Source organism: Pseudomonas sp. 86_A, from assembly GCF_017491705.1.
Classification (GTDB): domain Bacteria; phylum Pseudomonadota; class Gammaproteobacteria; order Pseudomonadales; family Pseudomonadaceae; genus Aquipseudomonas; species Aquipseudomonas koreensis.
On the sequence record NZ_JAFGYS010000001.1, the window covers coordinates 23690 to 37271 of the forward strand.

At 61.0% G+C, this 13582-nt stretch carries 12 protein-coding genes; 3 read left to right on the forward strand and 9 right to left on the reverse strand.

Going from position 1 to position 13582, the window contains the following annotated elements:
• Positions 1-54: 54 nt before the first annotated feature.
• Entirely contained in the window at positions 55-357 is a 303-nt protein-coding gene (locus J5M57_RS00110; RefSeq protein WP_064587862.1) for a hypothetical protein, read from the reverse strand.
• Between the two features lie 767 nt (positions 358-1124).
• Here J5M57_RS00110 and J5M57_RS00115 point away from each other — a divergent pair.
• The 3 genes from J5M57_RS00115 to J5M57_RS00125 are packed head-to-tail and all read left to right on the forward strand — an operon-like array spanning position 1125 to position 6588.
• On the forward strand, positions 1125-2369 hold the full coding sequence (locus J5M57_RS00115) for an exonuclease SbcCD subunit D C-terminal domain-containing protein (RefSeq protein WP_207849729.1): 1245 nt from the start codon (positions 1125-1127) through the stop codon (positions 2367-2369).
• Positions 2366-6007, forward strand: a complete 3642-nt coding sequence (locus tag J5M57_RS00120; protein ID WP_207849730.1) for an AAA family ATPase — start codon at positions 2366-2368, stop codon at positions 6005-6007. Before J5M57_RS00115 ends, J5M57_RS00120 begins: the two co-directional genes overlap by 4 nt.
• The gene (locus J5M57_RS00125) at positions 6004-6588 is read left to right on the forward strand and encodes a glutathione S-transferase (protein WP_064587865.1); all 585 of its coding nucleotides are present in this window, start codon (positions 6004-6006) and stop codon (positions 6586-6588) included. Before J5M57_RS00120 ends, J5M57_RS00125 begins: the two co-directional genes overlap by 4 nt.
• A 169-nt stretch (positions 6589-6757) precedes the next feature.
• On the opposite strand, the gene J5M57_RS00130 is transcribed toward J5M57_RS00125, so the two are convergent.
• From J5M57_RS00130 to J5M57_RS00165, 8 genes are all read right to left on the reverse strand, one after another.
• Positions 6758-7015 carry a hypothetical protein gene (locus J5M57_RS00130; RefSeq protein WP_083368875.1) on the reverse strand — a complete coding sequence of 86 codons (258 nt, stop codon included), beginning with the start codon at positions 7013-7015 and terminating at the stop codon, positions 6758-6760.
• Entirely contained in the window at positions 7012-7224 is a 213-nt protein-coding gene (locus J5M57_RS00135; RefSeq protein ID WP_207849731.1) for a hypothetical protein, read from the reverse strand. The genes J5M57_RS00130 and J5M57_RS00135 overlap by 4 nt, the downstream gene beginning before the upstream one ends.
• Positions 7225-7496: 272 nt before the next feature.
• Positions 7497-7676 (reverse strand): hypothetical protein, encoded by a 180-nt coding sequence (locus J5M57_RS00140; RefSeq protein WP_007917967.1) that lies wholly within the window; start codon positions 7674-7676, stop codon positions 7497-7499.
• A 157-nt stretch (positions 7677-7833) separates the two neighbouring features.
• Positions 7834-9009: a lactonase family protein gene (locus J5M57_RS00145; RefSeq protein WP_207849732.1), complete on the reverse strand. Its 1176-nt coding sequence runs from the start codon at positions 9007-9009 to the stop codon at positions 7834-7836.
• The gene (locus J5M57_RS00150; RefSeq protein ID WP_207849733.1) at positions 8996-9304 is read right to left on the reverse strand and encodes a DUF5629 family protein; all 309 of its coding nucleotides are present in this window, start codon (positions 9302-9304) and stop codon (positions 8996-8998) included. The genes J5M57_RS00145 and J5M57_RS00150 overlap by 14 nt, the downstream gene beginning before the upstream one ends.
• A gap of 168 nt (positions 9305-9472) precedes the next feature.
• Positions 9473-11053: an aldehyde dehydrogenase (NADP(+)) gene (locus J5M57_RS00155; protein ID WP_207849734.1), complete on the reverse strand. Its 1581-nt coding sequence runs from the start codon at positions 11051-11053 to the stop codon at positions 9473-9475.
• Between the two features lie 9 nt (positions 11054-11062).
• Positions 11063-12055, reverse strand: coding sequence for an AraD1 family protein (gene araD1 / locus J5M57_RS00160; RefSeq protein WP_207849735.1), 993 nt, complete (start codon positions 12053-12055; stop codon positions 11063-11065).
• 145 nt (positions 12056-12200) lie between these two features.
• The gene (locus J5M57_RS00165; protein WP_207849736.1) at positions 12201-13523 is read right to left on the reverse strand and encodes an MFS transporter; all 1323 of its coding nucleotides are present in this window, start codon (positions 13521-13523) and stop codon (positions 12201-12203) included.
• Between the last annotated feature and the right edge of the window lie 59 nt (positions 13524-13582).

Here is a 13582-nt window from a genome sequence, read left to right on the forward strand (position 1 = left end):
AGGCTGCGATCTCTTGATTTTGCTTTAGGTAAAAAAGGCTGAAGACATTCGGAATCAATAGTTGAATTTCGTTTTCACTTGTTCGCCTTCGCGATAGGAGAGAACGAAAGATTTCCAGGGCTCACCGCGGCTGACGGCGTTTGCCTGTAACTGGTCCACCAGACGAAGAATTTTCGCCACGTTTATGTCGGTTTCAACATTCCAGTCCTCAACCCCGTCTTTCTCGACGGCCAACTCCGTTTCTATATAACCCTCTCCCAGCTCCACACCATATCGGAACGCGTCATAGCCATGGACGATGCCTGCTTCGACCACCTGGAAAATTTCCTCGACGATTTTGATATCTTCAGTAATCACTCTTCAACCCTCGGGACTGGGAAAATGCGGAGTCTCCTCAGAGCCATCCACATTACTGCTCTAACCAAACTGGTTACATTACTTGCCAATTACAGCGTGTTCACATTTGATCAACCGTTCTAAAACAGCCTGTTGGGGAATCTAATATCGAGCTAAAAACAACATAGCACCCATAAAAAACCACAATGCTCACTGCGAGCATCCAGACTCAAACGACTAACTTACTTCCTTTATATAGGAAGAAAACTGTCCACCACCTTGATCCACATGCAGCCGCCCGCACGGCTGGCATCGATAAACCGTCACAGCCCCTTGGTCTATCGTTTCGTAGAACTCGTCTTCAGACAGCCAACGATTTGATAGCGCACAGCCAATTTCATCTATCTTCTGCTCAGCGACTAAAGACAACTCAAAATCGGACGTCCCCGAAGACAGGTTGATTACATGACCGCAGACACAAGCAAATTTTGGCATGACTACTGAAGCGTCCTTTTCTGTTCAAGCTTTGTCTTATGGCCATTTTAGAAGCACAGCCTCATCGGAAACTGTTGGTAATTTTCTAAAACGCGGAAGCGTACCGCATCTATCGCCAATGATATCAATATGATGGCCAAATACCAGATAACCGCTGTCAGGCGTCACCGTAATGCCCAGCCGCGCCATACCCCGACCAGCCCTCCCGCCGCAATTATCTGTAAACTCTCCCCTCTTTCGCCGCCGCTCATTTCCACGCGGCCATCACCTCTTTATATGTAGCGGAGTCCACCTTGCGTCTGTTCCACACCTCCGACTGGCACCTTGGGCAAAACCTGCACGGCCAGGAGCGCGATTTCGAGCATGCGTGCTTTCTCGAATGGCTGCTGCGCCAAATGCAACTGGCGCAGCCGGATGTGCTGCTGATTGCCGGGGACATCTTCGACACGGTCAATCCGCCGGTCAAAGCCCAGGAACGCCTCTACGACTTCATCGTCAGCGCTCACGAGCAGCAGCCATTGCTGACCATCGTGATGATCGCCGGCAACCACGATTCCGGCTCGCGCATCGAACTGCCGGCGCCGTTGATGCGCCGTTTGCGCACCCATGCGCTGGGTCGGGTGTTGTGGCTGGATGACGGCCAGCTCGATGCCGAACGTCTGCTGCTGCCTCTGCCGAACGCACAGGGCGAAATCGCCGCGTGGTGCCTGGCGCTGCCGTTCCTGCGCCCGGCAGAGGTGACCGGTGCACATCTGGGCGACAATTATTTGCGTGGCATCGGTCAGGTGCATGAATGGCTGATCGAAGCCGCCAATGCCAAGCGCCAACCGGGTCAGGCGCTGGTCGCCATCAGCCACGCGCACATGGCCGGAGGTTCGGTGTCGGAAGACTCCGAGCGCAGCCTGATTATCGGCAATGCCGAAGCCCTGCCCGCCAGCCTGTTCGGGCCTAGCATCAGCTATGTTGCCCTCGGCCATTTGCACAAGCCGCAGAAGGTCAACGGTGAAGAACGCATCCGCTACAGCGGCTCGCCGATTCCGTTGTCGTTCTCGGAGATCGGTTATCAGCACCAGATTCTCGACATCACCCTCGACGGCGAAACCCTGGTCAGCGTCGAGCCGAAACTGATCCCGCGCTCGGTCAACCTGCAACGGATCGGTCCGGCGCCGCTGGCGGAGATCCTGCTGCAACTGGCGGACCTGCCAAACATCGATCTGCTCGCCGAAACCCAGCGCCAGCCGTGGCTTGAAGTTCGCGTGACCCTCGACGAGCCGCAGCCCGACCTGCGCCACCAAGTGGAAAGCGCCCTGCAAGGCAAAGCCGTGCGCCTGGTGCGGATCGCCGCCGAGTACGCCGGCAACCGGGGCGCTGACGGCGTGGAGGACGGCACCGCGCTGATCGAACTCGACCAACTCACCCCACAGGAATTGTTCAGCCGCGCCTGGCTCGACAACTACGGCAACGAGGTCGACGAACAGACGCTCAAGGACTTCGCCGAACTGCTGCAGGACGTACAACTGGAGGGCGAGCAGCCATGAAGATTCTCGCCATTCGCCTGAAAAACCTCGCCTCGCTGGCCGGGCCGTTCGAAATTGATTTCACCGCTGAGCCGTTGGCCAGCGCTGGCCTGTTTGCGATCACTGGCCCGACCGGGGCCGGCAAAAGCACCCTGCTCGACGCTTTGTGCTTGGCTTTGTTCGGCGCGGTGCCGCGTCTGAACAACACCGGTCGCGACGCCAAGGTCCCGGACGCCGACGGCGAAATCGCCACCGGCGACCCACGCACCTTGCTGCGCCGTGGCACCGGCGAAGGTTATGCCGAGGTAGATTTTGTCGGCGTCGATGGCCGGCGTTATCGCGCGCGCTGGGAAGCCAACCGCGCCCGCGAGAAGGCGGGCGGCAAGTTGCAGGCCAGCCGGCAGAGCCTGCGCGATATCGATCAGGATCAGCTGCTCGCCAGCCAGAAAGGTGAGTACAAGACTCAGTTGGAAGCCGCGCTGGGCCTGAACTTCGAACAGTTCACCCGCGCCGTGCTGCTGGCCCAGAGCGAGTTCAGTGCGTTTCTCAAGGCTGACGACAACGACCGCAGCGAACTGCTGGAAAAACTCACCGACACCGCGCTCTACACCCGCCTCGGCCGCCGCGCGTTCGACAAGACCAAAGAGGCCCGCGAAGCGCACAAGCTGCTGCAGGATCAGGCCACCGGCGTCACTCCGCTGGCGCCCGAGGCGCGGGCCGAACTGGACGAACGTTTCAATACCGCCCAGCAACAGTTGAAGTTGCAGCAGGCGCAGCTCAAGCAACTGGAGCAGCAGCACAGCTGGCTCAAGGATTTGCGCCAGTTGCAGGACGCGCAACAAGCGGCTGCCGAACAACTGCACAGTGCGCAGCAACAGTGGGAAGCGCTGGCCGGCGAACGCCTGAAGCTGACGCGCCTGGAACAACTCGCGCCGCAACGTCATCAGTTCGCGCGCAAGTCTGAACTCGACGCGCAACTGACGCCGCTGGCGGCGCAGATTGCCGCGCACACCCAGCAACACGGCGAACTCGGCGAACGCCAGACGCAACTGGAACAGGCGCTCGATGCGGCGAAAGTCGCCCTGAGCGACGCCCAGCAGCGGCACAGCGAAAGTGCGCCGTTGCTGCGTCAGGCTTTCGAGGAGCAAAGCACCCTCGCCCGCCTCGCCAAGGACACCGCCCTCAGCGCCGAGGCCCGACAGTCTGCCGAACAGGCGTGCACCCAAGGCCAGAGCGCCATTCAAGCGTTGCAGGCGAAACAGGCCGAAGTCGCTGAACGCCTGCAGAAAATCGCCGCCGAGCTGGAACAGAGCGCCGATCTGGCGCCGCTGAGCGATGCGTGGAATGCCTACCGCGATCGCCTGCAACAGTTGATGCTGATCGGCAATCGCTTGAGCAAAGGGCAGGCCGAACTCGCCAGCCTCGAACAGCACGCCGCGCACAGCGCCGAAGCGCTGGCCACGCAAAAGCAGCAACTGGAAGTGCTGTTCAAAGAGGCCGGCGCCGAGCCGGATGCGGTCGCCGAGCAGATCGGGATCCTCGGCAATCTGCTGCAGGACAATCGCAAACAGCTGCGCGCCATCGAAGACCTGACGCGGCTCTGGGCCAGCCAGCAAGAGCTGGAAAAACGCGGCGCCGAGTTGCAACAACGCTTGCTCGATGCGCAACAGGAACGCGAACGCCTGACGCAGGACGGGGTGAAAAGCAAAGCCGAGCTCAGCGTCGCCGAACAAACCCTCAACGTCACCCGCGAACTGCTCGAACGCCAGCGTCTGGCCCGCAGCGCCAGTGTCGAAGAACTGCGCGCACAGTTACAGGACGATCAGCCATGCCCGGTCTGCGGCAGCAACGAGCATCCGTATCATCAGCCGGAAGCGCTGCTGCAAAGCCTTGGTCGTCATGATGAATCCGAGCAGGCCCGCGCCCAGCAAGCGGTGGATCAGCTCAAGGAAAAACTCACCGAGCTGCGCGCCGAAGTCGGTGGCGTGATCGCCCGGCAGAAGGAGCTGCTGCAACAGCAGGAACAATTGAATGCTCAGCTCCAGGCACTGGCGCCGAGCCTGCAGGCGCATCCACTGGCCGCTCAGTTACTCAATCAGGACGCCGACAAGCGCGACGCCTGGCTGACCCGACACAACGATCAGTTGAACCAGAGCATCACTCAGGACGAACAACGTCAGAGCGCCCTGCTCACCCTGCAACAGGACGCAGCGCGCCTGACCCAGCAACTGCGCAATGCCGAAACCGCACATCAGCAAGCGGCGCAGCACCTGAGCAACCAACAACGCGAACTGAGCAGCGACCGTCAGCGCCTCGACGAAGAACTCACCGCGTTCGCCAGCCTGCTGCCGGCCGAGACCCTGGAAGCCTTGCGCATCGAACCGGCAGCGACCTTCATGCAGCTGGATCGGCAGATTGCCGAGCGCCTGGCGCAGGTCGAGCAGCAAAAGGAAGAATTGGCCGAACAGCAACAACGCCAGCAGACACTGGAGAAAGAACAGGACCGCCAGCTCAGCCGCGTCCAGCAGCTGCAAAGCGCCGAGCAGCAGTTCAGCGCGCTGGCCGAGCAGCAACAGGCTTGCCAGGCACAACTCGCGCAACTGCTGGGCGAGCACCACAGCGCTGAGCACTGGCAGCAGCAACTGGAACAGGCCGTGGAGCAGGCGCGCAACGCCGAAACCAGCACGGCGCAGGAACTGCAGGACGTGCGTACGCAACGGGTGCAGATTGGCGCCGAACTCAAGGCGCAGCAAGAACGCTTGCAGGCGCTGCACAGCGAAGACCACGAGTTGACGCAGAAGATTGCCGACTGGCGCGCGCGTCATCCGGAGCTGGATGACGGCGGCCTCGAAGACCTGCTGCGCGTCGATGACGCGCAGGTCAGCGAACTGCGCCAGCGCTTGCAGCACAACGAAAAAACCATTGAACAGGCCAAGGTGCTGCTGCAGGAGCGTGACCAGCGTCTGGCCGAACATCAGGCGCAGCACAATGGCAATCTCGACGCCGAGCAACTGGCCAGCGCCCTCGCCGAGCTGCAACACCAGTTCAACCTCAGCGAGCAGCAATGCGCCGAACTGCGCGCTGAACAGGCTGAAGATCAGCGTCGGCAAAACGCCAATCAGGCGCTGGCGCAGCAGATCGCCGACGCCTATGCCGAGTATCAGCGCTGGGCGCGGCTGAATGCGTTGATCGGCTCGGCCACCGGCGACACCTTCCGCAAGATTGCCCAGGCCTACAACCTCGACCTGCTGGTGCATCACGCCAACGTGCAGTTGCGCCAACTGGTCAAACGTTATCGCCTGAAACGCGGTGGCAGCATGCTCGGCCTGCTGGTGATGGACACCGAGATGGGCGATGAATTGCGCTCGGTGCATTCGCTGTCCGGCGGCGAAACGTTCCTGGTGTCGCTGGCGCTGGCGCTGGGACTGGCATCGATGGCTTCGAGCACGCTGAAGATCGAATCGCTGTTTATCGACGAAGGCTTCGGCAGCCTCGATCCGGAATCCCTGCAACTGGCGATGGACGCCCTCGACGGCTTGCAGGCGCAGGGGCGCAAGGTCGCGGTGATTTCCCACGTGCAGGAAATGCACGAACGGATTCCGGTGCAGATTCAGGTACAACGCCAGGGCAACGGCTTGAGCACGCTGGAGGTGAAATGAACACGCTGTATTCCTTCCGCCGCTGCCCGTATGCGATGCGGGCGCGGATGGCCCTGCGCTATTCGGGCGTGCCGGTGGAGATCGTCGAAGTCAGCCTCAAGGCCAAACCCGCCGAGATGCTGGCGATCTCGCCCAAGGGCACAGTGCCGGTGCTGGATGCGAATGGCCGGGTGATCGACGAGAGCCTGGAGATCATGCGCTGGGCGTTGGCACAGCATGATCCGCAGGGTTGGTTACTGGGGGGTGATCCACGGATTGCCGAGTTGATCGAAGCCAACGATCAGGCATTCAAGGTGCATTTGAATCGCTACAAATACGCCGAACGTTATCCCGAGCAGCCGATGGAGGTTTATCGGGCTGAAGGGGCGTTGTTTTTGCAGCGGCTGGAGGAGTTGCTGACCGATCGTGATTACTTGCTGACCGATCACTTGAGTCTGGCGGATGTGGCGTTGCTGCCGTTCGTGCGGCAGTTTGCGCATGTGGATCGCGAGTGGTTTGCGCAGACGCCTTATCTGCGGTTGCAGGCGTGGTTGCAGCGCTTGCTCGAATCCGAGCTGTTTACGGCGATCATGAAGAAGTAACTCTGAATCCCGCTTCACACAGCACCCGTGGCGAGGGAGCTTGCTCCCGCTGACTGCGCAGCAGTCGCAACCCCTCAGACTCGGTACACCAGAAATATCGGGGCTGCAGGATTTGGGGCTGCTTCGCAACCCAGCGGGAGCAAGCTCCCTCGCCACAGGTTCGTGTTGTCTAGGCGAGTGCGTTGCACATGCCGAGTGCCATGCAATCCACTTCGAAGGGGCCGAGAAAATCGGCCGAGACTTTTACCGGTGGGTTGCCGGCCATCAGCCCCAGGGTATTTGCGCGTTCGATGTTGTGCGCGATGGTGTGATTGGCCTCTATGGCCCGTGCCAGTGCGCCGACCGAACCCTGACCGAAGCCGAGTAACGCAGCGCCATTGGTCATCAGTGCCAGACCGGCGATGACCCAGAGTCTGTAGCCTTTCATGCTCCGCCTACCCCTGCGAGTTCCGCCCGATCGACCAGCACGCTGTCTGCGCGGTGTTCGAACTGGATACCGGGGTGTGCGACCTGGATCGGCGCGTCGAAGTGGTGTTGAGTCTGCGCGGCGATGCTGACGAACAACACCAGGGCCAGGTAAAGACCGATGGCCAGGTAGGCGCCGCGCTTGGCTGAGGTAATGATGGAACTGGCCATGATGTTCTCCGTGGGCATGTTTCAGTGCCGTCAGGATCGATCAAAAAAGCCGAAGCAACCACTCAGGGTTTTCCATAGTGAACATCAGCTTGGTTGATTATTTAGCCGGTCTATCTCAGCGCTGGAGAAAACCTATCGAGCAGAGATTTTTCGATCACGCCTACGTGTAGGAGCTGCCGAAGGCTGCGATCTTTTGATTTTGCTTTTCAAAACAAGATCAAAAGATCGCAGCCTTCGGCAGCTCCTACAGGGAGTCGCGCAAGTCGGGTATTTCAGTGTTGGGCTTTGTGATCCAGCGCGGCGTAGAAGTTGGCGCTCTGTTGCAGGTATTTCTGGGTGTAGCTCTGGGTGTGGGATTTTTTGCTGTTGATTTCAACGTTGGCGCTGGCTGGCAGAACTACGGTGGCGGAGATGGCGGAAGCGGCGATGACGGAGAAGAGATTGAAGTTCATGGCGGAAACCCTCGTGTTCGGTTGGCTTGCTTTGCCCGGTTGGGCCGTGAAGCAAACTTAACGCTCGAGGGTTGATCGCTTGAAATGCTTTGTAGCATTACCGGATATCAGCGCGATTAATACAAAGAGACAGGCCCCGTAAACCGGGGCCTGTGGCTTATTGTCGCACTAGAAACTTCAGGTCGCTGGGGGCGTCCATCGGCAGTTTTTGCACGGTTTTGCCGAGCAGACCGGTCTTGGCATCGCGCTCGACGACGACAATTTCATTGCTCTTCTGGTTGGCGATCAGCATGAATTTGCCACTCGGATCGAGGCTGAACTCACGCGGGTGATCGCCCTCTACCGAACGCTTTTGCAGCTCTTTGAGCTGGCCGGTCGCCGGATCGATGCTGAACACCAGCATCTGATTGGCAGTGCCACGGTTGCTGACGTAGAGGAACTTGCCATCGGCCGACGCATGCAGCGCGGCGGCGGCTTTGTCCGATGTTGGCTGACCCGCCGCCAGATCGACCATTTGCGTCTGGGTCAGCACGCCATCGTGGTAGTCGAACACCGCAACCTGCGCGCTCATTTCCATGGTCAGCCAGGCATGCTTGCCGTCAGCACTGAACAACAGATGACGCGGACCGCTGCCGGCCGGCAACGATACCGAAGCGGTTTTCGCCGGGGTCAGCGGCAGGTCCGGGTTGGCCTTCGGGTCGAACTGGTAGATGAAGACCTTGTCCGCCCCGAGGTCGTTGGAGAACACGTAGCGACCGTCCGGCGAAGACACCGTCGAATGCACGTGGTTGGATGCCTGACGCTCGGGATTGACCCGGCTCGCCGGATGCGCACTCATCTGCACCACCGGTTTGAGCTTGCCGTCAGCACCAACCGGCAACACCGCGAGGGTGCCGCCCGGATCTTCCACCACCGAATAGTTGCTGACGAACAGATGGCTGGCATCGCCGCTCAGGCTCGAATGGGTCGGCTCGTTGCCCAGGCTCTGCACCTGATTGATCAGGGTCAGGGCGTGGGTCTTGGGATCAATCGAATAGCTGCTGACGCGACCGACCGGGTCCTTCTGGCCGGGGCCGTTTTCGTTGACCACGAACAGCCGATGTTGGTCTTTGGACAGGGTCAGCCACGACGGATTTTCGCTTTTCACCACTTGCAGCGGCTTGGCGTCGATCTGCCCGGTGGCGCTGTCGAAATTCATTCGATAGATGCCCTGGCTGGTACCCGCAGTGTAGGAGCCCACCAACAACTGGAAGCTATCGGCAGAGGCCGTGGAAAGGCCCATCGCACCGACGCTGCCGGCCATCAGCAGCGGCCAGAATTTACGCATGTTCATCGGTTTCGTCCTCGTCGTCGCTGCCGCCGAAGGCATCGAGGCAGACCAAGCGGTGTTCGCCGGTAGTTTTGGTGTCGCTGGCATAACCAATGATCAGCCAGCTCTGCAGGTCTTCATCAAACGTCGCCGCCGCAACCTCAGCCGGGGTGAATTCCCAATGCTTGGCTGCTCGGCCGTCGATGCATTCGATGTGCAGGTTGTCGTCTTCGTCGAGGGCGAATTCGAAGGCATGCAGGCCATCGATTTCGACCATGCCGCAATGTTCGAGGGCGTTGAGAAGGGTTTGGGCAGTCATGGCAAACAGTCTTTCTTAGGGGGGGAAAGGGCCAATGATAGCTCATTGTCGTGCCCGGCCCTTGTAGGAGTGAGCCTGCTCGCGATGGCGGTGTGTCATCCAACCAAGATGTTGAATGTGAAACCGCTATCGCGAGCAGGCTCACTCCTACAGGGGATCGGGGTGGGCTTAGAGCGCGTCGCGCGAGGGCTTGCCGTCGACCAGACGCTGGATGCGCAATGGATTGCCATTCTTCAGCGGCTCCGGCAGCAAGCTGTCCGGGTAGTTCTGGAAGCACACCGGGCGCAGGAAACGATCGATCGCCAGGGTCCCCACCGACGTTCCGCGCGCATCGGACGTCGCCGGATACGGCCCACCGTGCACCATCGAATCGCACACTTCGACACCGGTCGGGTAACCATTGAGCAGAATCCGTCCGACCTTCTGCTCGAGCAACGGCGTCAGTTCCGGGAAGCGTTCGAAGTCCGCCTGCTCGCCGATAATCGTCGCCGTCAGTTGCCCATGCAGGCCCTGCAACGCCGCGCTGAGCTCGGCCTTGTCCGCCACCTCGACAATCACCGTGGTCGGGCCGAATACCTCTTCCTGCAGCACTTCATCACCACCGATCAACAGGCTGACATCCGCCTTGAACAGTTGCGGTTGGGCCTGATTGCCTTGCTGAGGGTTACCCGCCAGATGTTCGATGCCGGGATGCGCCAACAGCTTCTGCACGCCTTTGCCGTAGCTGCCGAGGGTGCCGGCGTTGAGCATGGTCTGCGCCGGTTGATCGCCGATCAACCCGGCGACTTGCTGCACGAAGGCGCTGAATTGCGCCGAGCGAATACCAATGACCAGACCGGGATTGGTGCAAAACTGACCGCAGCCCTGCACCACCGACGCAGTCAGGTCGCGGGCGATCGATTCCGAACGCGCGGCCAGCGCCTGTGGCAGGACGATCACCGGGTTGATGCTCGACATCTCGGCGAACACCGGAATCGGTTGCGGCCGCGCTGCGGCCATGTCGCACAGCGCCCGTCCGCCCCTGAGCGAACCGGTGAAGCCGACCGCCTGAATCGCCGGATGCTTGACCAGCCATTCGCCGACGCCACCGCCGTAGATCATGTTGAACACGCCAGCCGGCATCGCGGTTTTTTCGGCGGCGCGAATCAGTGCATCGGCGACCAGTTCTGCTGTAGCCATGTGACCGCTGTGCGCCTTGAACACCACCGGGCACCCGGCGGCCAGCGCCGAAGCCGTATCACCGCCCGCCGTGGAAAACGCCAGCGGAAAGTTGCTTGCACCGAACACCGCCACCGGGCCGAGACCGATGCGATATTGGCGCAGATCCGGTCGCGGCAATGGCTGACGATCCAGCAGCGCTAGGTCGATCCGCGCGCCGTAGAAATCACCACGGCGCAAGACTTTGGCGAACAAACGCATCTGCCCGCTGGTGCGCCCGCGCTCACCCTGAATGCGCCCCGCCGGCAGCGCGGTTTCGCGGCAGACCACGGCGACGAAATCGTCACCCAGCGCATCCAGTTCATCGGCAATCGCATCGAGAAACTGCGCGCGGCGTTCGGCGCTGAGGCTGCGATACGCCGGGTACGCAGCGGCAGCCGCCTGGGCGGCGGCCTCGACTTCCTGCTGCGTGGCCTGGATGAAAGCGTAAGGCAGCTGTTCGCCGGTGGTGGCGTCGACGCTGTGCAGTTTCACGTCGCCCGCCGCACTGCGCTGACCGCCGATGTAGTTGTGGCCGAGAATCTGAGTCATGGGAGCTCCTTAAAGGGTGCCGATGCTGTCCGGTTGAAAAGCCGCTGCTGCCGGGGCGATGCCGTTGATCAGCGGTGCGCCGAATTCGGCCTGGCTGATCTCGAACACGTCGCCCGGCTGGGTGCGAATGCCATCGGCGAACGACAGGGTCGCGGTGCCGAAGAAGTGAATGTGCACATCGCCCGGGCGCAGGAACTGGCGGTATTTGAAGTGGTGATATTCGAGGTTGGCGAGGCTGTGGCACATGTTCGCCTCGCCGCTGAGGAATTCGTTCTGCCACAGCACTTGGCCGTCGCGCAGGATGCGGCTGCTGCCGGCCAGATGTTGCGGCAATTCACCGGTGCGCAGCTCCGGGCCATAGCTGCAACTGCGCAGTTTCGAGTGGGCCAGATAAAGGTAATTCTTGCGCTCCATGACGTGATCGGAGAACTCGTTGCCCACTGCGAAACCAAGGCGATACGGTTTGCCGTCATGGCCGATGACGTAGAGGCCGGCCATTTCCGGCTCCTCGCCAGCGTCCTCGGCGAACGGCGGCAGCGGGAACGCTTCGCCCGGACGCACGACGATGCTGCCGTCGCCTTTGTAGAACCATTCGGGTTGCACACCGGCCTGCCCCGCCGCCGGTTTGCCACCCTCCACGCCCCATTTGAAAATGCGCATGGTGTCGGTCATCGCCGCTTCGTCACCGGCCTGCTGGTGCATCTTGTCCCGGGCCGAGGCGCTGCCCAGGTGCGTGAGGCCGGTGCCGCTGACCAGCAGGTGCGCAGGATCGGGATGGTCCAGTGGCGGCAGGATGCGCCGGGTGCTCAGCAGCTCGGCGTAGTCATGGCTGATGCCGAAGCCGAGGCTTTGTACGTGCTGCGCCAGCGTGCCGCCGGCTTCGATGGCGGCCAGCGCCAGGTCGCGCACGCTGCGAGCGTCCTGCACTTCGCGGATCAGACCGTTGTCGACCACGCCGACGCGGCGTTCGCCGTTAATCAATTCGAATTGAACCAGATGCATGATTTTCTCCTGTGTTATTCGGAACACCGCAGATCCCTGTAGGAGTGAGCCTGCTCGCGATAGCGTCGGCACATTCAACATTGTTGGTAGCTGATACACCGCTATCGCGAGCAGGCTCACTCCTACAAGGGCCAGTGTTGGTCAGTCAGGTCCGGGTAGCGCCACGGGCGCTGGCGGCAAATTGCTCAACCGGAAGCACGTGTTTGCGCTCCAGCACGCGGTAGACGATTCCCGTGAGAATCAGGCCAAACACCATCACCCCGGACAGGAAGTACAACCCCGACCCCAGATTCCCGGTGTACTCCTTCAGCGCACCAATCACGAACGGCCCGATGTAGCCACCCAGATTGCCCACCGAGTTGATCAGCGCAATCCCCGCCGCCGCACTGGCACCGGCGAAGAACCGCCCCGGTAAGGTCCAGAACACTGCGGTGCAGGAAAACAGCGCAAACGCCACCAGGCACAGCGCCGCCAGTTGCGCCACCGGCAGCGACAGCCAGGCACTCAGGAACAGGCCGATCGCGCCCAGCACATACAGCACCGCCAGATGGCCGTAGCGATCGTTCAGGCGGTCGGAACTGCGCGGCACGATCAGCAAACCGATGATCCCGAAGATGTACGGCACCGACGAGACGAAACCGGTGACCAGATCGCTGCCGCGGAACTGTTTGATCAGCGTCGGCAGCCACAAACCGAGACCATAGATGCTCAGGGTCACCGGCAGATAAAACAGCGCCAGCAGCAACACGCGTTTGTCTTTGAGCGCATGCAGCGGGTTGCCGTGTCGGGTCTGACCGTACGCCTGCAGGTCTTTTTTCAGTTCGCCGGTCAGCCAGTCTTTCTCCGCCTGATCCATCCATTGCACCTGCAGCGGGCCGTCCGGGAGCCAGCGCAGCACCGGCCAGGTCAGGAGGATCGCCGGGGTGCCGATGACGATGAACAGCCACTGCCAGCCGTGCAGGCCGAGGATGCCGTCCATGCCCAGCAGGCCGCCGGACACCGGGCCGGTGATCATCATTGCGATCGGTTGGGAGAGGATGAACAGGCCGAGGATCTTGCCGCGATGGCGCACCGGGAACCATTGGGTGATGTAGTACAGTACGCCGGGAAAGAACCCCGCCTCCGCCGCGCCGAGCAGAAAGCGCATGACGTAGAAACTGTGCGGGCCCTGGACGAATGCCATGCCGATGGTGATCGCGCCCCAGGTGATCATGATCCGCGCGAACCAGCGCCGTGCACCGAAGCGTTCGAGCATCAGGTTGCTGGGGATTTCCAGCAGGAAGTAGCCAATGAAAAACAGCCCGGCGCCCAGGCCATAAGCCGCATCACCGATGCCGATGTCGGCGCCCATGTGCAGTTTGGCGAAGCCGACGGCGGAGCGATCCACATAGGCGATCAGGTACAGCAGGATCAGGAAGGGAATCAGTTTCAGCGTGATGCGGCGGATTAGCCGCAATTCCTGGCTCATGGGGTCGGTCTCCGATTGTTGTTTTTATAGAACCTCGGGGGACGCCTCTCGCGGAACAC